The organism is Candidatus Margulisiibacteriota bacterium (assembly GCA_018822365.1).
In the GTDB taxonomy this organism is placed as follows: Bacteria; Margulisbacteria; WOR-1; order O2-12-FULL-45-9; family XYB2-FULL-48-7; genus XYB2-FULL-45-9.
The window spans coordinates 25241-47820 of record JAHJKL010000073.1 but is presented as its reverse complement, the minus strand read 5'-3'; the positions used below and the strand labels follow the sequence as shown (position 1 = coordinate 47820).

Below are 22580 nucleotides of genomic sequence, written 5' to 3'. Positions count from 1 at the left end.
GTAAGAGTTGGTTAGAACAAGCGAAAGAAGATTTTAAAATATGGTTTAAGAAGGATGGCCCAGGTAAGGCAGAAGACAGAGAACCATTGGTTTCAGAAATTCCTTCGAAATATATAGTAATAGCCCATTCGATGGGAGGACATCAGTCTGTTCAGCTACTTTTCGAGCGCGTATCTGCTTTCCTACGGGAAAAAGTTTAATGAACACATTGCCTTTGGTTTAACAGCGAAATATTTAAGCTCCGAGATGTTCGGGATCAGCGGCGGGAGTGGTTGGGGCTACTCTTTGACTCCTGGAATTATGCTTCGCCTGGCTCGATCCCTTGATCCCTCGATCCCTCCCCCTATAACAATTGGCTTCAAGATCGATGAGCTGGTCAATTACCAAAAGTGGGGGACCGATACGGTTGAGCAGGTTCCGGCTCGGGCGATATTGGGTCTGGCCTGGGCGCAATTGCCAAGGATAGGAGGGAGAGGGGCGATCGATATCAGCCAGACGGTCAAATCGGGGTATTGTCCGGAAGTCGCGACCGGCTATGAATGGTCTGAACGGGGCCTTTCTTTCCGGGTCGGGTATAATACAAGTGGTTTGACCGCCGGGGTTGGGTTTGCCATTGGTCACGCCATTGTCGATTACGGCTTTGTTTCCCAGCGCGAGCTCTCAAAGAACAACGTCCATCGAATATCATTAAGCGGCAAGTGGTAAATGAAAATAAACATAAAAAAATCGATCTTCGCGACGAATGATAGGGAAGCGGCAGCGGTCAGAAAAAAACTGGCCGGCTTGCAGTTAGCGGCGGTCAATATCCTTGCTTCTCCCGGGGCGGGAAAAACTTCTCTTATCCTCCGGCTCCTTAAGGAACTCTCAAAAAAATTATCCGTTGGGGTGATCGAAGGAGATGTCGCCTCAACAATCGATACTGAAAAGATCCAGGCGGCCGGATTTCCCGCGGTCCAGATCAATACCGACGGGGGATGCCACCTGACCGCCTCGATGATTGGCCCGGCTGTCGATAAGCTCGGCCTCCAAGGACCGGGGATCGTTTTTATCGAGAACATTGGCAACCTGATCTGCCCGGTTGAGTATGATCTGGGAGAGGGCCTCCGGCTGGTTGTGGCGAGCGTCCCGGAAGGGGACGATAAACCAATTAAATATCCGGCGGTCTTCCAAAGCGCCGACGCCATTGTCATTAATAAGGCCGATCTTTTGGATCGATCCGATTTTGACCTCGATACGTTTACCTCCCGGGTCAGGGTTCTAAACGAACTCGCCCCGCTCTTTCCCTTATCCTGCAAAACAAATAGCGGGGTCGACCCCTTAATCGCCTGGTTGGCGCGGCAATTGACAAGTTAAAAAATAAAATGATAATATGACCGGAATGAAATCTTTCAGTCGCGGGATCCATCCAAAAGATAGCAAGGAACGGTCTGTTGCCAAATCGATCAAAGAAGCCCTTGCCCCCAGACGGGTAATTTTACCCCTCCAGCAAAACCTGGGATGCCCCTGTGAGCCGCTGGTCAAGGCGGGGGACGAAGTCAGCGAAGGCCAAAAAATAGCCGATGCCTCGGCTTTTGTTTCCGCCCCGATCCACGCCCCCATCTCCGGCCGGGTTGCCGAGATCAAATACTATCCGAACGCCTGCGACTATTCTCTCTCCTCAATCGTCATTGAAGCGACCGATACGGTTGATAAAGTTACCCGTCCCGGCAGCCGCTGGTCGCTCGAAGAGCTCTCTCCCGAGCAGATCAAAAAGATCGTCAGGGAGGCGGGGATCGTTGGCTTAGGCGGGGCCGCTTTCCCGACCCATGTTAAACTCGCCGTCCCCAAAGGCAAAAGCGTTGATACCATTGTGGTTAACGGCTGTGAATGCGAACCGTTCATTACCTCCGACCATCGCCTGATGGTCGAAAAAGCGACTTCGATCATTCTTGGCGCCAGAGCGATGGCCAAAGCGGTTGGGGCGCAAAAAATTGTGATCGGGATTGAAAGCAACAAGCCGGACGCCTTTAAAGAGGTCAACTTTGAAGGGCTCAAGGCCAAAAATCTTTTCCCGGTCTCGACCGTTCAAGTAAAAACCAAATATCCGCAAGGCGGGGAAAAGATGCTGATCAAAGCCCTGCTCGACCGGGAGGTCCCGTCAGGTGGACTGCCGTCCGACGTTGGCGCGGTAGTTTGCAACGTGGCGACTGCCGCGGCGGTGGCCGAAGCGGTAACCCTGGGGACTCCGCTCACCAAACGAGTGGTGACGGTGACCGGGCCGGGGGTCAGGGAGCCGCAGAATTTGTTGGTCAGGATCGGGACGACCTTTGCCGAGCTGATCGAACAATGCGGCGGGACCGAAGGGAATGTTGTCAAAGTGATCATGGGGGGGCCGATGATGGGGATAACGGTCCCAACCCTGCAGGTCCCAGTCGTCAAAGCGACCAGCGCTATTCTCCTGTTGACCGACCAGGAAGTTAAACTCGAGCCCGAAGGGAATTGCATCCGCTGTGGCCGGTGCGTCAAATCATGCCCCATTGGTTTAACCCCCAATTTCCTGGCTGAATACGCCAAGACAGGCAACTGGAACGGCGCCTTTGACTATAATGTAATTGATTGTATTGAATGCGGCTGTTGCAGCTATGTCTGCCCGAGCCGCATCCCACTGGTCCAGTATTTCAAGCTGGCCAAGGGCGCGGTCCGAGAGCTAAAATTAGCGGAGAAAAAATCAGTATGCCGATAGACGAAAATAATTTAATCATCCAGAACGGACCGCACTTTATTGACAAAACAGATGCCAAGAGCCTGATGCGCTGGTTCGCTATCTCGCTAATATTTCCAACCGTGGCGGGGACCTTCTTTTTTGGCTGGCAGGCTCTTTTGCTGGTGATCGTAACAGCTGCTGCCGCGGTTGCCGCTGAAGCCGCTTTCCAGCGGCTGGCTAAACAAGAAAATACGATCAACGACGGAAGCGCTCTGATTACCGGGGTCCTTTTGGCTCTGGTCTTGCCGCCGACCTTTCCCCTTTGGATGGCGGCCATTGGCGCGGTCTTTTCTATTGTTGTTGTAAAACTTTTGTTCGGCGGGCTTGGCTTTAATATTTTCAACCCGGCGTTAGCCGGTCGGGCCTTTCTTATGGCTTCCTGGCCGGTCGCTATGACCTTGTGGACCAGGCCTTTTGACGCGGTGACGACCGCCAGCCCGCTTTACCTCTCCAAGATCGGGCAGAGTGTTCCCGGTTATCTTGACCTTTTTCTTGGCAACCGGGCCGGTTCGCTTGGCGAGACTTCTATTCTAATGATCTTAATCGCGGCCGCGTTTCTTATTTGGAAAAAAGTGATCGATTGGCCGGCGCCGGTCGCTTTTATCGGGACGGTTTTTCTTCTCTCTTTTACTTTGGGGCACGATCCGCTGTTTCACTTGCTGACCGGCGGCGTGGTTTTTGGGGCGGTCTTTATGGTCACCGACTACGTTACCGTCCCGGTCACTACCAAAGGGAGATTGATCTTTGGTTTTGGCTGCGGGTTGATCACCATCCTGATCCGTTTTTACGGCGGGTTTCCTGAAGGGGTCAACTACTCGATCTTGCTGATGAATATCGCGACCCCGGTTATTGATAAGTACAGCCGGCCCCGGATATATGGAGCAAAAAATGCCAAAAAACCTTAAATTAGCCGTGGTCCTGACGGTCTTCTGCGTGATCTCGGCCGGAGCGCTCGCGTATGTCTACAATCTGACCAAACCAATTATAGAGAAAAACTCCGCCGCCTCCTTTAATCGTTCATTGAGGGAAGTTATTCCGGCCGACTCTTTTGCCCCGGCAGATCAGGGGTGCTACGTTGGCCGCAAAGGGAAAGAGGTGGTCGGTTACGCTTTCCCGGTCGCTCCGCAGGGGTACGGCGGACCGATCGAAATGCTGGTTAGCATTGATAAAGAAGGGAAGGTCATGGCGGTCAAGATCTTAAGCAACAAGGAAACCCCGGGGTTGGGGACGAATATCGTTAACCCGAAATTCCTGAAACAATTCTCCGGCAAGTCGTCCGCCGATAAAATTATCGCCAAAGACGATATCGACGCCATTACCGGGGCAACCATCTCCAGCAACGCGGTCTGTAAAGGGGTCCGCCAGGCGATCGGCCTGTTGGGCAAGGTGAAACAATGAACCTCTGGGGAGCTTTAAACCGCGGCCTGGTTGGCGAGAACCCGGTCCTCCGGCTGATGATCGGGCTCTGTCCCGCGCTGGCGGTCTCGACCAACGCCATCAACGCCCTTGGGATGGGGGCGGCAACCTCGTTTGTCCTGATCTTTTCTAATTTTGTTATAGCGGCGATCCGCAAGTTCGTTCCCGACCAGGTCAGGATCCCGATCTTTATTATTATCATCTCGACTTTTGTGACGATTATCGACTATGTCATGCAGGCCTTTACGCCGGAGCTCCACAGCGCCCTTGGCGTTTTTATTCCGCTTATTGTCGTCAATTGCATTATCCTGGGGCGGGCCGAAGCCTTTGCTTACAAGAACCCGGTGCTAAGTTCCCTCTTTGACGGGATCGGGATGAGCCTTGGCTTTACTATTGCTTTGCTGGCGATCGGCTCAATCAGGGAGCTTTTGGGGGCCGGCGCGTTGTTCGGGTTCGCCTTTTACAGCCCGGCGTTGGCGGCCACTATCATGATCCTGCCGCCGGGGGCTTTTATTACCATCGGTTTTTTAATGGCTATTTTAAATAAAGTGGAGAACAAGGTCCAATGATCGGATTATTGGGGATATTTTTTGCCGCCTTCCTGATCAATAATATTTTGTTGATGCGATTTTTGGCCCTTTGTTCGTTCTTTGGGGTTTCGACCAAGCTCGATACTTCGATCGGGATGAGCTCGGCGGTCATCTTTGTCATGACCATCTCTTCGGCCATTTCCTGGATCGTTTATCATTTTGTTCTGGGGCCGTTCCACCTGGAATTTCTCCGGACGGCGGTTTTTATCTTAACCATCGCCTCGTTCGTCCAGCTGGTCGAACTATATCTTAAAAAGATGGTCCCGACCCTGTACCGGGCGATGGGGATCTACCTGCCGCTGATTACCACTAATTGCGCGATCCTGGCGGTCGCTTTTCTGGCGATCGATTATCGGTATAATTTTATTGAGGCGATGATCTATTCGATCGGCGTTTCGGCCGGCTACTCGCTGGCGATCATCTTGTTCGCGTACATCAGGGAGCGGATAGTCCTGGCGCCGATCCCCAAATGGTTTCAGGGGTATCCGATCGCCTTTATTACCGCGGCGCTCATGTCGCTCGCTTTCTTTGGCTTTTCCCATATGTTTGGATTGTAGAGGGTAATAATGGAAATATTTGTCATCTCGATAATAATATTGGGGATCTTGGGTTTTGCTTTTGCCGGCCTGCTCGGCCTGGCAGCCGACTACTTTAAGGTAGAGACCGACCCAAAAGTTGACGCGATCATCGCTATTTTGCCGGGGGCCAATTGCGGCGCCTGCGGCGCGGCCGGTTGCCACAACTTTGCCGAAAGGGTTGCTAAAGGGGAGATCGCCATTAGCGGTTGTGTGGTCGGGGGGAAAGAGGTAGTGGAGAAGATCGGCGCGATCATGGGGATCGAAGTCCCGAGCGATCTGCACAAACAAGTCGCCGCGGTCCATTGCGGCGCCAAGGCCAATGCGCGAAAGATGATCGCCCGCTACCAGGGGGTTGCCAAATGCTCGGCCGCTCAGCAGCTTCGCGGCGGGGGAACAGCCTGCGGCTATGGCTGTTTGGGTTATGGCGACTGCTTTTGCGTCTGTCCTTTTGGCGCGATCACAATGGTCGACGGCCTGCCAAAGATCGATCCGGACAAATGCACCGCTTGCGGCCAGTGCGTCTCTGCCTGTCCGCGCAAGATCATAACTCTTGTGCCGCACGACTTTGGGGCGGTGATCGCCTGTTCTTCAAAAGATGGGGGAGCGGTGGTCCGCAAGGTCTGTCCGGTCGGCTGTATTGGCTGTAAGATCTGCGAAAAAGCGGTCCCCGAAGTATACAAGGTTGTCGATAATCTGGCGATTATTGATTATAATATCAAGGGGGTCGACCCGGCCCCGGCGATCGCTAAGTGTCCGACCAAGTGTATCGTTAAATAACGGGAGGGATTGTTATGAAAGATTGCGGCGGTATTTATGGTGTCGGTTTCATTGGCGCTTTAGTTTATTATATTCAGCACTCCACCTCTTTTTGGAACGGGGTACTTGGCATATTGAAGGCGATCGTCTGGCCAGCGATGTTAGTGTATAAACTTTTAGGATAACTTACAACTAACAACTGTGGACTAAAACGAAAACCTGTCCCGATCGGATCGGGACGGTTTCCTGGCTTAATGAGTGGTTTGTCCCAGTGTTAAGAGCGGCTACCGCAAAGTAGTAGAATAATGTATGAAAACTTCTTCCTGCCCCCTTTGTGCTTCAATTGCCGTTTTTTTTCAAGAACACCAAGGAACTGTATTCTATAAATGCGGTGGTTGTCGGTCAGTCTTTCGTGATTCGGAGAATGACCTCACGCCAGCCGAAGAGAAAAAACGCTATGATTTGCACTGTAACGACCCGACCGATCCAGATTATCGGGAGTATGTCTCCCCGATAATAACGGCAATAACCGAGCGCTTTAAGCCGGGAGACCGGGGACTTGATTTTGGCTCTGGTCCCGGCGCGATCGTTTCAACTCTTTTGCGGGAAAAAGGGTATGATGCGGCTTCGTATGACCCATTTTATGACGATAACCGGGAACTTTTGAGCCGAAACTACGACTATATCGCCTGCTCCGAAGTGATCGAGCATTTTCGCTCCCCGGCTAAAGAATTCGCGAACCTTCGTAAAATGATCAAACCGGGCGGCGCCCTTTTTTGCCTGACCAGATTGTACGAGGAGGAGATCGATTTCTCAGCCTGGTTTTACAAGAATGACCCGACCCACCGCTTCTTTTATAGCCGCCAGGCGTTGGAGTGGATCAAGGTAAAGTTTGATTTTTCTTCGTTGGCGATCGAAGGGCGGCTGATAGTTTACAGATCTTTATCAGGGGTTGTGAAGACCCGTCAAAAGCAGTAGAGGCAGAGCCTGTGCATCTTTCCTTAAACCGAACAGGAGGCGTCAGCCGTTACTTCTATACTACTTCCTTTTAAATTGTAATATCTGTATCTGTTGTCCGGTAAAGGTTCGCTTAAGGGAAAGTTCCTTGTATCTGGATGATCAAACGGCTTGGTCAGTGGTTTCTCATCAATGAGCATGGCCGTATCCACAAATATATGTTGACCATTATAATAAACAAGATTAGTGCCATGATAATCTCTTTTATCGATCTTGGACAGGCCCCAGTGAGAAGGTCTGTCTCCACGTATTCGTTCTAAATCAATGCAGTCTGGAGATTCAACTACGAGGCCAGATAATATTGTTGAAGGGATCGACATCCTTGCCATTAGAAGATTAAAATGTATGCTTCGATGAAAACAAGTGCACATTTGTTCGGCAATCGCTTCTCCTAATGAATATATGCGATCTTCATCTATTGCTTGATGCCATTTTTCTAGGCTTCTTGTGGGATTAGGGGTGCTAATGACATTTAGTTTTGCTGCTTCTTGAATAACTGATTCTGGCGACATTTTCTTTAATTTAGTGACTAAACCTTCAAGCCCTAATTCAGGAAATAGTATCTTTACGGATTGTTCACCACAGACACTGATACATCCAGTAATAACTGATCTGTCTGGAATTACTAGCGGTGTGAATTTGCAACCATTTATTGGTTTTATTGAATGGATTGTTCCTATTGGCAAATGTTTTTCTATTCTCATTATTAAAGATTCCTCCCCAATATTATCGATAATAAATTAAACTAATTGCAACGAAAGAAGTATTAATATTTATTCATGAGAAAGATTGGAAAAGTATAAAGAGCTAGAGATCTACAGGTCTTTATCAGGGGTCGTGAAGACCCGCCAGAAGCAGTAGACGCAAAGGGAAATGATCGCTCCCCACGAACCGATCATAAAGATCCAGCCGTAAAGGTTCATTCCATTTCTCCCGCCCGCTTTTTACGATAATAAGCGATCCTGACCGCCAAGGCGATGGCGATGAATAGCAGGATCAAGCCAAGCCGGGTTGCCAGGACATAAGGTTGGTTGGCCGCCGGAACACCTTGCATCAGGATGACTGGAAGTCCCTGTTGAAAAAACCAAAAGCCGAGAATAAAGAGCAGGAAAACAGGGGTAACGTAGCGAATGATCGGCTTGTAAAACCAGGGGATACTCATCTCCGCCCCGCTGTGGATCTCGTCCCATGCTTTTTCGATCCCAAAGAACCAGACAAAAATGATCGTCTCGATCGTGCCGAAGAGGACCAGTGAGAAGGTCCCGCCCCAAAAATCAAGTTCATCGACCACGCCTTGTCCCAGAAAGAAGACCGGGAACTGGCAGAGGAAGAACAGGATCCCTCCCAGCCAAATGACCGCTTTTTTTCTGGTCACGCCAAAATCATCGGAAAAAAAAGCGACGGCCGGCGCCAATAAAGAGACCGAAGAGGTGATGCCGGCCAGAAAAAGGAGGGTGAACCAAAGGAGGGCAAAAAAGCCACCCAACTCAATTTGCCCGAAGATCAGCGGCATGGTGACAAAACCAAGGTTAAAGGCGCCGCTGTTGGCCGCGGCGGTTGCCCCGGCCGCGCCGAAAAAGACAAAAGCGGCCGGAATAACGATCGAGCCTCCCAGGACGACTTCAGCCATTTCATTGGTCGACGCGGCGGTCAGCCCGGAGAGAGCGATGTCATCCCCTTTTTTCAGATAGCTGGCATAAGTTAAGATCACCCCTATGCCGACACTTAGGGTAAAAAAGATCTGTCCGGCCGCCGCCATCCAGACTTTGGCGCTGGTCAGGACCGAGAAGTCGGGGTTCCAGAGAAATCCGAAACCACCAATAATGTTGGGCAGCATCAGGACCCTGATCGCCAGGATCAAGCCAAAGAGAAAAAGGATCGGCATGGCGATCTTGCAGAATAATTCGATCCCTCCCTGCAGACCGCGATAAATAAAATAAAAGTTGATCAGAAAAGTAAGAAGAAAAAAGATGTAAGCGGTCGTGAGATTGCTTCCCGGAGCCAGCCCCTGATAAGTACTTAAAAATCCTTTCATGGCTTCCGGGGTAACGACTGCAAAGAGTTGGCCGGTCAGTGAGAAGAAAGCGTAGCCCAGAAGCCACGATTCAATATAGGTGTAATAGAGGAAAATTACGACCGGACCAAAGACCCCGACCACGCCAAGATATTTGGCCAGCCGGTGTTTCCAAAGCCGATTGAGGATGAGAGGCGCGCTGCCGTGGCCAAAAAGCCCACCATGACGGCCAATTGCCCATTCGATCCACATCAGCGGAATGCCGAGCAGTACAAAAGAGATGAAGTAGGGGATCAGGAACGCGCCGCCGCCGTTCTGCGCCGCCTGGACCGGGAAGCGAAGAAAGTTCCCCAGCCCGACCGCCGACCCGGCGACCGCCAAAATTATTCCGAGCTTTGATCCCCATTTTTGCCGCGCTTCCGCCATGTTTAGATATTATGCAAAGGGGAGGGAAAAAAATCAAGCCGTAACCTTATAATCTTTGTCCAGGTACCTTTCCATTATAAAACCGATAGCGATAAAGACCGGCAGGGAAAATAGGGTGCGGAGGATGGAGAACTTGAGGCCGAGGAAGCCGATCTCAAAGGTGAGCATCGGGAGCTTCATGGCGCTGAAAACGCCAAGATAGATAAAAATGTTCCTGACGCTCGCCCCTTTTTGGGAAAGGATATAAGCCACAGGGAAAGCGCCGTAGAGCGGCCCGGCCTGAAGCGTGGCTAAAAGAATGACCCACAAAGTTCCGCCGATCCCCGATCCATGGCCGATATGCTTTTCAATTTTTTCCTTGGGGATCCAGACGTCAAAGAGGCCGACCAGCAAAAACATGAGCGGCAGGAAGGTGATCATTTCCAGAAAGAACTCGCTGAAATTGGCGTAGATCTTGAGGCCCGGGTCAAAGCTAAGGGCCAGAGAGCCGATAATGAAAATGGCAAACAATACAGCCCAGAAATATGCTTTTAGATGATTTTTGCCGGTCATAAAAATATTCCGATCAGCAGTCCGACAAATAAGGCGCCAAAGAAGCTTAAAAGATTCCTCATGACCGCCGCTTTTTTGCCGAAGTACTTTATTTCGATGGGGAGGGTTAAAACTCCGACCATGATCAAAGTGGTGATAAAGACTGCCACTACCGGGTATGAAACTCCCTTGACCATAAGGATCTTGGCTATTGGGAAAGCGATGAACCCCGGGATAAGAGCGATTGACCCAACCACCGCGGCGATAGCTATCCCCATCACGCCGCTTTTGCTCCCCAGGAGGACAAGGATCGTTTCGTCCGGGACCAGGTAAAGAAAAACACTGACCAGGGCCAGGACGGTCAGCAGGGAAGGGAGGAGGCCCAAGAACATCTTTACGCCTCGCTTGAATCCCTCAATAGTTTTTCTTTGGTCAACTGCCAGGGAGAGGAAGAAGCATAAAATTGCCGCCGATATTAAGAAGAACATTTGCCCACCTATTTCTCCTCCAGCTTATCAATTATTGTTTTTACCTTCTCCCCGATCTCGTCCCTGACTTTCCTAAAGAAATCCGGACCTTTTTCTTTCGGGTCCTCGATCTGCCAGTCGATCTTTTCCCTGGCGGGGAAATAGGGACAGGTGTCCTTGCACCCCATGGTGACGATGTAGTCAAAAGCCTGATAGGGGAGCTCCATAAATCCCTTGGATTTTTGCCCGGACAGATCAATCCCGATCTCGCTCATGACCTTGATCGCGTCAGGATTGACCACTCCCGACGGCTTTGACCCGGCGGAATAGGCTTCAATCTTCTCTCCGCCGAACTTTTTTGCAAACCCTTCCGCGATCTGTGAACGGCAGGAGTTTTCGACACAAACAAACAGCATTTTTACTTTTTCAGTCATGATGGTGTGCCTCCCTGAATAATGTTGGCCGAGTAGCTTTAGCGAACCAGACTAAACCGAGCATGACCGGGACCTCGATCAGAACTCCGACGACCGTTGCCAGCGATGCTCCGGACGATAGTCCGAATAAAATGGTCGACGTGGCAATGGCGACCTCAAAATGATTGCTTGCTCCGACCAGGGCCGAAGGGGCCGCGTCCTGGTAGGAGAGCTTTAACCATTTGGCCAAAGCGTAAGTCAGGCCAAAGATCAGGCAGGTCTGGATAAAGAGCGGAATGGCGATCAAAAAGATGATCTGCGGTTGGTTGATGATCAACTCGCCCTTAAAAGAAAAGAGCAGGACGAGCGTCAACAGAAGCGCGCCAATTGAGACCGGGGTCAGATAGTGAACAAACTCTTCTTCGAACCATTTGAACCCTTTCCGGGCGATCACCCATTTCCGGGAATAATACCCAAGTAAAAGCGGCAGGCCGACGTAGATCAGGACCGAGAGGACGATCGTCTCCCAGGGGATCGGCATCTGGTTGACTCCCAACAGCCAGCCGCCAAGCGGCGCGTATAAAAAGAGCATCGCCAGCGAATTGATCGCCACCATGACCAGCGTGTGTCCGTTGTTCCCCCTGGCCAGATGTCCCCAGATCAGGACCATGGCAGTACAGGGCGCGATCCCCAGCAGGATACACCCGGCAATGTATGAACGGAACAGTTCGACGGTCTCTCCGCTCTTGAGGAGTTCGGTGCCGGGGAGGGCTCCTTTAAAAAGAAAACCAAGGAAAAAAGAAGCGATCGCCAGCATGGTGAAAGGTTTGACGCACCAGTTGATGAACAGGGTCAGGAGGACCGGCTTGGGAGTTTTGCCCGCCTTGACCACTTCGTGAAAATCGATCTTGACCATGATCGGGTACATCATAAAAAAGAGACAGACCGCGATCGGAACAGATACTTGATAGACGGCGATCGAATCAAGGGTGATCGCCGCTTGCGGAAAAAGCTTCCCCAGCAGGATTCCCAGGCCGATGCAGAGAAAAACCCAAATCGTCAGGTATTTTTCGAAAAAACTTAAACGTCTCTCTTCGTGGGCTATCGTTCTACCGTCATTCATCTTAGTCCCCTGTTCACGGGTTGCCATTAAATAAGGCCGCCAATTGTTTTTTGAATTTAGAAAAGGCTGACTGGTCCAGGCAATAGTACGAATATTTTCCGGCGGTCCTTTTTTTTATCAGCCCGCGCGCGGTCAGCGCCTTTAAATGATGGAGTAGGAGGTTGTGCGGCAGGTCGAGCTCTTCGGTCAGCTCGCAGACGCAAAGTTCGTGCTTTAACAGAAGGCAGATGATGCGGAGGCGATTATCTTCCGCGACCGTTTTTAAGGTGGCCGCGACTGCCTTTAATTCCTTTTTGACGCAGGGACAGCGCTTCTTCATGTTAATAAGTATAGCCTGGGTCGGTTTATATGTCAATAATGGTTGACGTAAGAGAGGCGGCGGTCAAACGCTAAAGAGTTGTTTGGCGCTCCTGGTGGTGGAGATCGCGACCTCTTCCGGTGTAAGCCCTTTGAGCTCGGCGATCTTTTCGGCGACCTTAATGACGTAGCTTGGTTCGTTCCTCTGGCCGCGGAAAATTTGCGGCGCCAGAAAGGGGCAATCGGTTTCGATCAGAATCCGCTCGAGCGGGACACGAGAAGCCGACTCTCTTATGATTATTGCTTTTGGATAGGTGATATTGGCCGTATAAGATATGTAAAGACCGGCTTCAAGAGCGGCTTGTTCCAGCTCCGGGTCGCCGGCGAAACAGTGCAGAACCCCTTTTAAGTTCCTGTTCTCTTCGCGGATAATGTTGATCGTATCTTCCGCCGCTTCCCGGGAGTGGATGATCGCCGGCAGATCGAGCTCTTGCGCCATCTGGAGCTGGCGGCGGAAAACCTCCTGTTGTTTCTCGAGCGGGGAGAGCTTGTAGTGACAGTCCAGTCCCATTTCGCCCAGGCCAACCACCTTGTTTTCTTTCATATATAAGCGGAGATCGGCTTCGGTCTGTTTGGTCCAGGTCGAAGCTTCGTGCGGATGGATCCCGACCGCGGTAAAAATATAGCCCGGGTATTTGGCGGCAATTGAGCGGGCTTTCCGCCTGGCCTCTTCGTCAAGCGCGATGTTAACGATCGCCTCCAGCCGGGCTTCTTTTGCCCGGGCGATCACGCCGTTTAGATCAAGATCGAATTCCGGGTAAGTCAGATGGGCGTGGGTGTCGATGAACATTATTCTTTGAAGGTGCCGATCAGTTCGTGATGATCACCGATCTCGTGTTTAGCGAGATAGTCGTTGATCTCTTTTAAGATCCGCAAAGGAGCGGCGGTGTCTACAAAGTTGGCGGTCCCGACTTCAACCGCCGAAGCCCCCGCGATAAAGAATTCGATCGCGTCGGAGCCGGTCATGATCCCGCCGATCCCGATGACCGGGATCTTGACCGCTTTAGACGCTTCATAAACCATCCGGACCGCGATCGGTCTGATCGCCGGGCCCGAGAGCCCGCCGGTCGGACGGCCGATCCGGGAGCGCCGGGTCTCGATATCGATCGCCATCCCGACCACGGTGTTGATCAGGGAAATGGCGTTGGCTCCCGCGTTTTCCGCCGCTTTGGCGGTCAGGGTAATATCGGTGACGTTGGGGGAGAGTTTGGCGATGATCGGCAAAGTGGTTGCTTTACGGACCGCACTGATTACTTCTTTGGTCGCGGTCGGGTCGATCCCAAAAGCCATTCCCCCTTTTTTGACGTTAGGGCAAGAGATGTTAACTTCCAGCCCCTTGACCGTTTTCTCTTTGCCGAGCTGTTTGGCCAGTTCGGCGTATTCCTCTATGGTATCGCCGGCGATGTTAACGATGACCGGGATCTCAAGTTTAGCCAGGAAAGGGATGGCGTTTTTTATAAAGGCTTCCAATCCTTCGTTCTGCAGGCCGATCGAATTGATCATCCCTGAAGGGGTTTCAACGATCCTCGGCGGTGGATTCCCTTCTTTAGCTTTCAGGGAGACGCTTTTAGTGATCAGCCCGCCAAGTTTGTTGAGGTCGAGATAATCGGCAAACTCTTTGCCGTAGCCAAAGGTTCCGGAAGCGACTAAAACTGGGTTCTTTAATTTGAGACCGGCAAGTTCTACCACGATATCTCCTTCGCGTCGAAGACCGGGCCGTCTTTGCAGACGGTTTTATAGCCGTTGATGGTCATTACCGAACAGCCAAGGCAGGCGCCGATCCCGCAGGCCATTTTTTCTTCCAGGGAAAGTTGGCAGGCGATCTTCTTTTGGCCGGCGATCTCGGCGACCGCCTTGAGCATCCCCTTGGGGCCGCAGGCGTAAATAGCGGTTTCCGGGTAATGGATCTGGGTCACGGTATTGTTCAACAGGTCGATCAGGAGATCAGAAACATACCCTTTTCTGCCCTGGCTGCCGTCGTCGGTGGCGACAACCGATTGGTTGGCCAGGGAAGCGAGCTCATCCTCGCAAACCAGACAACTTTTGTCGCGAGCCCCGGCCAGAGCGTAGACCGCCCGTCCGCCGAGCGTTTTGAGTTTTTCCGCCAGTGCCGCCAGCGGGGCGATCCCCATGCCGCCGCCGACCAGAATGGCGATCTTTTTGGCCGGGTCAAGCTTGAAGCCGCTCCCGAGCGGTCCGAGAACGTCAACCTTGCTCCCGATGGTCGCTTTGGTCAGGAGAGTGGTCCCTTCGCCGACAACCTCGTAGAGGAGTTCAAAAGTCTGATGTTCCTTGTTGATCCGATGGAGGCTGATCGGCCGCCGCAAAAGGGGCTCGGTCCCGTTATCTACCCTGACGTTGACGAATTGCCCCGGTTCGCCGTTGGTAGAGATATAATGGGATTTGAGGGTCAGCTTGAAATATCGAGGGCCAACTTGTTTATGGTCGAGGACTTGGCACTGTTCTTGTGTCGCCATTACTATTATTATAGCAAAAAAGCAGCTGCGGAGGTAGTGTTTGAGTGCCAGGAAACCGCGAAGTTTATTCGCAGGTTTCCTGGGGTTAAAATAGCATTCCCGGTAATATTTTGCTAAAATAGCCTTTAACCGTGAATGAATTCGCGGGATTTAGGGGGAATAAATATGACCGACAGAAAGATCCTGCTAAGTGAAAAAGAGATGCCGACCCGCTGGTACAACATTGCTCCGGACTTGAAAACTCCCTTGGCGCCGCCGCTCCATCCGGCGACCCATAAGCCACTTGGTCCGGCCGACCTGGCCCCTCTTTTTCCGATGGAGATCATCAAGCAGGAGGTTTCGATCGACCCGTGGATCGATATCCCCCAGGAAGTCATCGACATTCTCAAGCTTTGGCGGCCAACGCCGCTGGTCCGGGCTTTGAGCCTGGAAAAAGCGCTGGGAACAAAAGCCAGAATTTACTATAAAAACGAAAGCGTCTCCCCGGCCGGGTCGCACAAGCCGAACACCGCCGTGGCGCAGGTTTACTATAATAAAAAAGAAGGGGTCAAAAGGATCGCGACCGAGACCGGGGCGGGGCAGTGGGGATCGGCTCTTTCCTTTGCCTGTGCCTTGTTTAAATTAGAATGCCAGGTCTATATGGTCCGGGTCAGCTTTGATCAGAAACCATACCGGAAGCTGATGATGCAAACCTGGGGGGGGAACGTTGTCGCTTCGCCGAGTGAGCTGACCGAATACGGCCGGGCGGTCTTAAAGAGCGATCCGAACAACAAAGGGAGTCTGGGGATGGCGATTTCCGAAGCGGTGGAAGACGCGGTCAAACGGGAAGATACCAAATATTCTCTCGGTTCGGTCTTGAACCATGTTCTTTTGCATCAAACAATTATCGGGTTGGAGGCCATTGAACAACTTAAGTCAATCGGTGAAAAGAGCCCGGATGTCGTCATCGGCTGTGTCGGCGGCGGGAGCAATTTTGCCGGCCTTGCTTTTCCGTTCCTGAAAGATAAGTTGAAAGGAAAGACCAATCCAAAAGTTATCGCCGTTGAGCCGATGTCTTGCCCGACCCTGACCAAAGGGCTATATGAATATGATTTTGGCGATACCGCCGGGCTGACCCCATTGGTCAAGATGTTCACCCTGGGGCATGACTTTATGCCGCCGGGAATCCATGCCGGCGGGTTGCGCTATCACGGCATGGCCCCGATCGTCAGCAACCTGGCCAAAGATAAAGTTATTGAGGCCAAGGCGTATCATCAGACCGAGTGTTTTGCTGACGCGGTCCTTTTCGCCCGGACCGAAGGGATCATCCCCGCGCCGGAGAGCTCGCACGCCATCCATTGCGCGATCGAAGAAGCGAAAAAAGCGAAAGAGGGGGAAGTGATCATTTTCAATTTAAGCGGGCACGGGCATTTTGACCTGGCCGCATATGACACCTATCTTTCCGGGAAGCTCGAGGATTATGAATACCCGATGGAGAAGATAAAAGAAGCTTTGAAAAAAGTTCCTAAAGTTTAATGTCATGGGATGGTATCCTGGGTTTGGTTTAACCGCGCAATTAATTGCGCGGTTAGATGGAAACCGAAAAATAATCCATTTGTCATTTGTTCATTGGAAATTGGTCATTACCCGCCGCAGGCGGGTTGTGGGGCCGTAGCTCAGCTGGGAGAGCGCTAGATTTGCATTCTAGAGGTCAGGGGTTCAATCCCCCTCGGCTCCACCATCTAATTGAAGAAATGCCTGCTTGTTGAAAGGTCAGTCAGGGGTTCTCCCGACGGTCAATAATTTGTAATAATGATGGAATCGTCGGGATCCCGATTTCATCGGGAGATCCCCCTCGGCTCCATAAACTTTGGGTTAAGTCGGTAAGAGTTTAATTTATTAATTGGGTGATTAAAATATGAAAATACCTGACTATCAATCAATAATGCTTCCACTCTTAAAATACGCGAGTGATAATAAAGAGCATGGGATAAGGGAGGCTATTGAATATATTGCCGATTATTTTAGCTTGACCGAACAGGATAGAAAAGAGGTTTTGCCGAGTGGGTCACAGTATATTATTGATAATCGTGTTGGTTGGGCAAGAACATACCTTAAAAAGGCTGGACTACTTGAATCAACAAAGCGAGCATATTTTAGAATAACTGATCTTGGACTTAATACTCTTAAAAAAAATCCTTCGGAAATCAATGTGGGATTCCTTGAGCAATTTCCTTTATTCATGAGATTTAGAAATATCAAAAAGGAAAAAGACCAAGATGAAGAACAAGAGATGGCATTCAGCGCAACACAAACACCCCAAGAACTTTTGGAATATGGCTACCAAAAAATCAAGAGAGATTTGTCGGAGGAATTGTTGGGATTTGTGAAACAAAGCTCACCTCGCTTTTTTGAAAAATTGGTTGTTGAGCTTATGCTTGCTATGGGCTATGGAGGATCTCGAAAAGATGCTGGCCAAGCAATTGGGCAAAGTGGTGATGGCGGAATAGATGGGATTATCAAGGAGGATAAACTTGGGCTTGATGTTATTTATATCCAAGCAAAGCGTTGGGAGGGGGTCGTTGGTTCCAAAGAAATTAGAAATTTTGTTGGTAGCTTGGTTGGGCAAAAAGCGAATAAAGGGGTTTTTATCACTACCTCTGGATTTACAAAAGATGCTTTGGAGTATGTAAAAACGATAACGCATAAAGTTATTTTGATTGAAGGCGTAAATCTTGCGCGACTTATGATAGAGAACGACATAGGTGTTTCAAAAGTAATCAGCTATGATGTTAAAAAGATAGATTCTGACTATTTTATTGAAGAGTAAGGAAACCGCGACGATAATGTCGCTGGTTTCCTTTTTGAGTAAACAGTGGAATTGTAAGTTGTTAATTAGCGATTCCGATCCCGCTCGTTCTCGGTGAGGAATTTTTTCCGCAGGCGGATATTTTTCGGGGTGATCTCCACCAGTTCGTCGTCGTCGATGAATTCGAGCGCCTGTTCCAGGGTTAAAATGATCGGCGGGGTCAGCCGGATCGCTTCATCGGCGCTCGCCGCCCGGATGTTGGTCTGCTTTTTTTCTTTGCACGGATTGACCGTCATGTCCATGGCGCGGGAGTTTTCTCCCACGATCATCCCCTCGTACACTTCAATTCCCGGTTTAACAAAGAGGCGGGCCCTCTGCTGAAGGTTGTCGAGGGCGTAAGAGGCGGTCTTGCCGGTGTTGCCGGAGATCAAGACCCCGTTCTGCCGCTGGGCGATCTCCCCTTTAAAGCGTTCGTATTTGGCAAAAGCGTGGTTCAGTATCCCTTCCCCTTTGGTGTCCATAATAAATTCCGCCCGGAAACCGAGCAGGCCGCGGGTTGGGATCATGTAGGTGAGAGTGATGGTCCCGTTCTTGTTCGACATGTCGAGCATTTCTCCCCGACGCTGACCGAGCTTTTCGATCACCGTGCCGGCAAACTGTTCGGGGACCTGGATGATCGTCTGTTCCATTGGTTCCATTTTTTCATTGTTGATCGTCTTGAAAATTACTTTGGGCTGGGAGACCTGGACCTCGTAATTTTCCCGGCGCATCTCTTCTAAAAGAATTGAAAGATGGAGCTCGCCGCGGCCGGAGACGGTAAACCCCTCGCCGTTCTCGAGCGGTTCCAGGCGCAAGCCGACGTTAGTCTCCAGCTCTCTTTCCAGCCGTTCTTTGATCTGGCGGGTGGTGACAAATTTTCCTTCGCGTCCGGCGAAAGGGGAATTGTTGACGATAAATTCCATCGTCAGGGTCGGTTCGTCAATGACCAGCAGGGGGAGCGGCCGCGGATCTTCGGCAACGGTGATCGTTTCGCCAATGGTGATGTCGGGCATTCCGGCGACCGAGACAATGTCGCCGCAGTCGGCTTCGTTGACCTCGACCTGCTTTAACCCGTCAAAAATATGGAGCTTGGTGATCTTTCCCGGTTTGACCGAGCCGTCCCGCTTGCAAACGACGATGTTGGCTCCTTTGTTCAGCCGGCCGCTGTTGACCCGGCCGATCGCTATTCTTCCGACATAATCATCATAGGCTAGGTTGGTCACCTGCATCTGAAGAGGGTCGGCGCTTTTGTCCGGATAGGGCGGGACATGTTTAAGGATCGTTTCAAAAAGGGGGGTCAGGTCGGTACTGGTATCTTCCAGCGCGTGCTTGGCGACCCCTTCGCGGGAAATGGTATAGACGATTGGGAAATCAAGCTGTTCATCGGTCGCGTCGAGCTTGACGAACAGGTCAAAAACTTCGTCGACGACGTTGTGGGCCCGGTGCCCTTTCTTGTCGATCTTATTGATAACGACGATCGGCTTGAGACCCAGCTTGAGCGACTTGGAGAGGACGAACTTGGTCTGCGGCATCGGCCCTTCGCGGGCGTCGACCAGCAGGAGGACGCTGTCGACCATTTTCAGGACCCGTTCGACCTCGGAGCCGAAATCGGCGTGGCCGGGGGTGTCTACGATGTTGATCTTGTAATCCTTGTATTTGATCGAGCAGTTCTTGGAAAAAATGGTGATCCCGCGCTCTTTTTCCAGGTCGTTGCTGTCCATGACCAGTTCCACGACTTCGTCCCGCTCGCCGAACGCTCCCCCCTGGCGGAGGAGATGGTCGGTCAACGTCGTTTTGCCGTGGTCGACGTGGGCAATGATCGCGATATTGATTATCTTTTTCATGACTTCCTCATTATAGCAGATAGACGATGATCACTTATCTATCGTGACCGCCGCGGAACAATTTCAACCTTTTGTCGCGTTTTGGAGTATAATAATATTATGCTTATTCCATTATCAAAAATGCGCAACGGCGAATCAGGCGTTGTCCAGGAGATCAGGGGGGGCGGAGAGTTAAAGAACCGGCTGGCCGCCCTGGGATTGCGCGTTGCTTTGAATGTGACCAGGGTCAGCGGGATGATCTTCCTTGGCCCGATCACAGTGAAAGTCGGCCATACCCAGATCGCCCTGGGACACGGCATGGCTGGGAAAGTGATCCTTGAGGTTGAGAGATGAGAAAGATCCTGCTGATCGGCAATCCCAACGTCGGCAAGAGTGCGGTTTTTGCCCGGTTGACCGGGTTGGAAGTTATTACCTCAAACTATCCGGGGACAACCGTTGAATTCCGCAAGGGGTACATGCTCCTGGGGGAAGAAAAAGTCGAAGTGGTTGACGTTCCCGGGACCTATACTCTGGAGCCGAACTGCAAAGCGGAAGAGGTAACCTGCGATATCCTCAAAGAAGCGACCAAAGCGGCGCTCAAAACCGGGGATGTGGTCATCAATGTGGTTGACGCGACCAACCTGGAGCGGAACCTCTATCTGACCCTGGAACTGATGGAGCTCAAGATCCCGGTCATTGTCGCCATGAACATGTGGGACGACACCAAGCACCGGGGGATCCATATCGACCTGAAGCAATTGTCCGACTGGCTTGACGTACCGGTCGTGCCGACCGTGGCGGTGACCGGCGAAGGGTTTGCCCGACTGATCGGCCAGGTCTATAAAGCCAGGCCGCCAAAGGTAAGAAAGCACACCCGCGACGAGCGCTGGGAAGATATCGGCCGGATCATCGCCCTGGCCCAGCGGCTGGAGCACCGGCACCATACGATCTGGGAACGGATCCAGGATATGACGATCAAACCGGAGACCGGCTTGCCGTTCGCTCTGGTCATTGCCTTTTTCTCTTTTTTCGTTATCCGTTTTATTGGCGAGGGGATCATCAACTATATCTCCGACCCGGTGTTCAATAATTTGTGGACCCCGATCTTGCTGAAATTAAGTGCCTGGCTTGGCGGGGGAGGGCTGTTTCATGACATTCTGGTCGGCAAACTGATCGCCGGCCAGATCGATTACATCCAATCGTTCGGGGTCTTGAGCACTGCGCTTTATGTTGAATTTGCCATGGTCCTTCCATATATAGTTTCCTTTTATCTGATCCTTGGCTTGCTGGAGGATTCGGGCTACCTGCCGCGCCTGGCGGTTTTGATGGACAACCTGATGCACCACATTGGCCTGCACGGGTTTGCCATTGTCCCGACCCTCCTTTCGTTTGGCTGTAATGTCCCGGGGATCCTGGCGACCAGGGTCCTGGAAAGCAAGCGGGAGCGTTTTATCGCTTCAACCCTGATCTCGATCGGCATCCCCTGCGCCGCCCTGCAGGCAATGATCATTGGACTGCTGGGCCGGCACGGGCTTTTACCGGTTTTGGTCGTCTACGGAACGCTCGGTTTGACCTGGCTGGTGTTAGGGATGATCATGAACCGGTTGACCCCCGGGTTCAGCCCGGAGCTTCTGCTGGAGATCCCGCCATACCGCTGGCCTCCCCCCAGGGTCTTGTTCCGCAAGACCTGGTGGCGGGTCAGGGAGTTTATAACCGAGGCTCTCCCCCTGATCATGCTTGGCGTGCTGGTCGTCAACCTGCTCTATTATTTGAATATTTTTGACGCGATCGCCGCGGTGACCGCGCCTGTCGTCAGCGGCCTGCTCGGTTTGCCCAAAGGGGCGATCGTGGCGATCGTGATCGGCTTTTTACGAAAAGATGTCGCGGTCGGCATGCTGGTGCCGCTGGCCCTGACGGTGAAACAGCTGATTGTCGCGTCGGTCGTTCTGGCGACATTTTTTCCGTGCATTGCCACCTTTATTATTTTTATCAGGGAGCTCGGCTGGAAGGACATGCTCAAGGGGACGGCGATCATGCTGGTTACTTCTTTGACCGTCGGCGGCCTGTTGAATTTTATTTTAAACCTCTTTTGACTTGTTTGCTATAATAGATAATTACTTTTAAAGGGAGCTTGATATGGGAGAATTAATAACTAAAGAGAACTTTGAGAAATTGCGGCAGAAACTGGAAGAGCTCAAAAAGCGCCGGGTTAAGATATCAAAGGTGATCGGCGAAGCGCGGGAGCATGGTGACCTTCGGGAGAATTCCGCTTATCATACCGCCAAAGATGAACAGGGGCTTAACGAAATGCGGATCCGCGATCTGGAAGCCAAGCTCGCCAATGCGACGATCGTTGAGAAAGGGCAGATGCCTAAAGGGGACGGGATCTCTCTTGGGTCAACGGTAAAGGTCAAAGCGCTCGATAACGGGAGCGAACTAGAGTTCACCCTGGTGACGGAAATGGAAAGCGATCCTCTGGAGAATAAGATCTCAACCGATTCCCCGATCGGTGAAGCGGTCTTTGGATGCAAAGTGGGGGACAAGGTCGAAGTAGAGGTTCCCCGGGGGCTGATCAAATATCAAATTTTGGAGATATCATAACTCCGGCGATCTTTCGCTGGGCTTTTCCCGGAAAGCGTGTCATACTGGTACCAAGGTCGAAATTAATAGTTTCTATTAATGGTATTTAATCTGATATAAGGAGCTCAATAATATGAAAAGCATATTTGTAGGAAATTTGCCATGGTCGGCGACTGACGACGAACTCAGAAGTAAGTTTGCTGAATTCGGCAATGTCATTTCCGCCAGGATCATGATCGATAAAATGACGAACAAATCCCGCGGATTTGGTTTTGTTGACATGGACGACAACGATATGGCGAAAGCCGTAACGGCTATGAGCGGTTACAAGTGGGGCGATCGTGAACTAACAGTTAACGAAGCCAAGCCACGGACCGAAAACCGCGACAGCGGCGGCCGCAGAGACTTTAAACGCTTCTAGTTCTGCGTAGTTGACTTTGTA

The 22580-nt window shown here is 51.4% G+C and carries 27 protein-coding genes and 1 tRNA gene; 17 read left to right on the top strand and 11 right to left on the bottom strand.

Annotated features, from left to right (window positions below; translation table 11 throughout):
* The 10 genes from KKF06_07295 to KKF06_07250 all read left to right on the top strand — a co-directional run.
* Nucleotides 1–200: hypothetical protein (locus KKF06_07295; protein ID MBU1617559.1), on the top strand; the 200-nt coding region annotated here is incomplete at its 5' end.
* Between the two features lie 46 nt (nt 201–246).
* Nucleotides 247–705 carry a hypothetical protein gene (locus KKF06_07290; GenBank protein MBU1617558.1) on the top strand — a complete coding sequence of 153 codons (459 nt, stop codon included), beginning with the start codon at nt 247–249 and terminating at the stop codon, nt 703–705.
* The gene (gene hypB / locus KKF06_07285) at nt 706–1353 is read left to right on the top strand and encodes a hydrogenase nickel incorporation protein HypB (protein ID MBU1617557.1); all 648 of its coding nucleotides are present in this window, start codon (nt 706–708) and stop codon (nt 1351–1353) included.
* A 25-nt stretch (nt 1354–1378) separates the two neighbouring features.
* Nucleotides 1379–2722, top strand: a complete 1344-nt coding sequence (gene rsxC, locus KKF06_07280) for an electron transport complex subunit RsxC (GenBank protein MBU1617556.1) — start codon at nt 1379–1381, stop codon at nt 2720–2722.
* Entirely contained in the window at nt 2713–3648 is a 936-nt protein-coding gene (locus tag KKF06_07275; GenBank protein MBU1617555.1) for an RnfABCDGE type electron transport complex subunit D, read from the top strand. The genes rsxC and KKF06_07275 overlap by 10 nt, the downstream gene beginning before the upstream one ends.
* Nucleotides 3632–4141 carry an RnfABCDGE type electron transport complex subunit G gene (locus tag KKF06_07270; protein MBU1617554.1) on the top strand — a complete coding sequence of 170 codons (510 nt, stop codon included), beginning with the start codon at nt 3632–3634 and terminating at the stop codon, nt 4139–4141. Before KKF06_07275 ends, KKF06_07270 begins: the two co-directional genes overlap by 17 nt.
* Nucleotides 4138–4728, top strand: a complete 591-nt coding sequence (locus KKF06_07265) for an electron transport complex subunit E (protein ID MBU1617553.1) — start codon at nt 4138–4140, stop codon at nt 4726–4728. Before KKF06_07270 ends, KKF06_07265 begins: the two co-directional genes overlap by 4 nt.
* Nucleotides 4725–5306, top strand: coding sequence for an RnfABCDGE type electron transport complex subunit A (locus KKF06_07260; protein MBU1617552.1), 582 nt, complete (start codon nt 4725–4727; stop codon nt 5304–5306). The genes KKF06_07265 and KKF06_07260 overlap by 4 nt, the downstream gene beginning before the upstream one ends.
* Nucleotides 5307–5315: 9 nt before the next feature.
* Nucleotides 5316–6104 carry an RnfABCDGE type electron transport complex subunit B gene (locus KKF06_07255; GenBank protein ID MBU1617551.1) on the top strand — a complete coding sequence of 263 codons (789 nt, stop codon included), beginning with the start codon at nt 5316–5318 and terminating at the stop codon, nt 6102–6104.
* A 288-nt stretch (nt 6105–6392) separates the two neighbouring features.
* Nucleotides 6393–7061 carry a class I SAM-dependent methyltransferase gene (locus KKF06_07250; protein MBU1617550.1) on the top strand — a complete coding sequence of 223 codons (669 nt, stop codon included), beginning with the start codon at nt 6393–6395 and terminating at the stop codon, nt 7059–7061.
* A 23-nt stretch (nt 7062–7084) separates the two neighbouring features.
* On the opposite strand, the gene KKF06_07245 is transcribed toward KKF06_07250, so the two are convergent.
* From KKF06_07245 to KKF06_07200, 10 genes are all read right to left on the bottom strand, one after another.
* Complete coding sequence (locus KKF06_07245; GenBank protein MBU1617549.1) at nt 7085–7804, bottom strand: hypothetical protein; 720 nt, start codon at nt 7802–7804, stop codon at nt 7085–7087.
* A 215-nt stretch (nt 7805–8019) separates the two neighbouring features.
* Entirely contained in the window at nt 8020–9540 is a 1521-nt protein-coding gene (locus KKF06_07240; protein MBU1617548.1) for a sodium-dependent transporter, read from the bottom strand.
* 33 nt (nt 9541–9573) lie between these two features.
* Entirely contained in the window at nt 9574–10092 is a 519-nt protein-coding gene (locus tag KKF06_07235; protein ID MBU1617547.1) for a permease, read from the bottom strand.
* Nucleotides 10089–10559, bottom strand: a complete 471-nt coding sequence (locus KKF06_07230; protein MBU1617546.1) for a hypothetical protein — start codon at nt 10557–10559, stop codon at nt 10089–10091. Before KKF06_07230 ends, KKF06_07235 begins: the two co-directional genes overlap by 4 nt.
* An 8-nt stretch (nt 10560–10567) precedes the next feature.
* A complete protein-coding gene (locus tag KKF06_07225; GenBank protein ID MBU1617545.1) occupies nt 10568–10972 on the bottom strand; it encodes an arsenate reductase ArsC in 405 nt (134 codons plus the stop codon).
* Complete coding sequence (gene arsB / locus KKF06_07220) at nt 10965–12074, bottom strand: ACR3 family arsenite efflux transporter (GenBank protein MBU1617544.1); 1110 nt, start codon at nt 12072–12074, stop codon at nt 10965–10967. Before arsB ends, KKF06_07225 begins: the two co-directional genes overlap by 8 nt.
* A 13-nt stretch (nt 12075–12087) precedes the next feature.
* A complete protein-coding gene (locus KKF06_07215) occupies nt 12088–12393 on the bottom strand; it encodes a metalloregulator ArsR/SmtB family transcription factor (GenBank protein ID MBU1617543.1) in 306 nt (101 codons plus the stop codon).
* A gap of 63 nt (nt 12394–12456) precedes the next feature.
* Nucleotides 12457–13221: a TatD family hydrolase gene (locus KKF06_07210; protein ID MBU1617542.1), complete on the bottom strand. Its 765-nt coding sequence runs from the start codon at nt 13219–13221 to the stop codon at nt 12457–12459.
* Nucleotides 13221–14159 carry a dihydroorotate dehydrogenase gene (locus tag KKF06_07205; protein ID MBU1617541.1) on the bottom strand — a complete coding sequence of 313 codons (939 nt, stop codon included), beginning with the start codon at nt 14157–14159 and terminating at the stop codon, nt 13221–13223. Before KKF06_07205 ends, KKF06_07210 begins: the two co-directional genes overlap by 1 nt.
* Nucleotides 14114–14908, bottom strand: coding sequence for a dihydroorotate dehydrogenase electron transfer subunit (locus KKF06_07200; GenBank protein MBU1617540.1), 795 nt, complete (start codon nt 14906–14908; stop codon nt 14114–14116). Before KKF06_07200 ends, KKF06_07205 begins: the two co-directional genes overlap by 46 nt.
* Before the next feature lie 165 nt (nt 14909–15073).
* Here KKF06_07200 and KKF06_07195 point away from each other — a divergent pair, with 165 nt between their 5' ends.
* From KKF06_07195 to KKF06_07185, 3 genes are all read left to right on the top strand, one after another.
* Entirely contained in the window at nt 15074–16423 is a 1350-nt protein-coding gene (locus tag KKF06_07195) for a TrpB-like pyridoxal phosphate-dependent enzyme (GenBank protein MBU1617539.1), read from the top strand.
* A 129-nt stretch (nt 16424–16552) separates the two neighbouring features.
* A tRNA-Ala gene (locus KKF06_07190) sits at nt 16553–16628 on the top strand.
* A gap of 177 nt (nt 16629–16805) precedes the next feature.
* Entirely contained in the window at nt 16806–17717 is a 912-nt protein-coding gene (locus KKF06_07185) for a restriction endonuclease (protein MBU1617538.1), read from the top strand.
* Between the two features lie 65 nt (nt 17718–17782).
* Here KKF06_07185 and typA read toward each other — a convergent pair whose 3' ends face one another.
* Complete coding sequence (gene typA / locus KKF06_07180) at nt 17783–19579, bottom strand: translational GTPase TypA (GenBank protein MBU1617537.1); 1797 nt, start codon at nt 19577–19579, stop codon at nt 17783–17785.
* Nucleotides 19580–19678: 99 nt separating this feature from the next.
* Here typA and KKF06_07175 point away from each other — a divergent pair, with 99 nt between their 5' ends.
* From KKF06_07175 to KKF06_07160, 4 genes are all read left to right on the top strand, one after another.
* A complete protein-coding gene (locus KKF06_07175; protein ID MBU1617536.1) occupies nt 19679–19912 on the top strand; it encodes a ferrous iron transport protein A in 234 nt (77 codons plus the stop codon).
* The gene (locus tag KKF06_07170; protein MBU1617535.1) at nt 19909–21651 is read left to right on the top strand and encodes a ferrous iron transporter B; all 1743 of its coding nucleotides are present in this window, start codon (nt 19909–19911) and stop codon (nt 21649–21651) included. Before KKF06_07175 ends, KKF06_07170 begins: the two co-directional genes overlap by 4 nt.
* A gap of 43 nt (nt 21652–21694) precedes the next feature.
* Nucleotides 21695–22159 (top strand): transcription elongation factor GreA, encoded by a 465-nt coding sequence (greA, locus tag KKF06_07165; GenBank protein MBU1617534.1) that lies wholly within the window; start codon nt 21695–21697, stop codon nt 22157–22159.
* A 112-nt stretch (nt 22160–22271) separates the two neighbouring features.
* Nucleotides 22272–22559, top strand: a complete 288-nt coding sequence (locus KKF06_07160) for an RNA-binding protein (protein MBU1617533.1) — start codon at nt 22272–22274, stop codon at nt 22557–22559.
* Nucleotides 22560–22580: the final 21 nt, after the last annotated feature.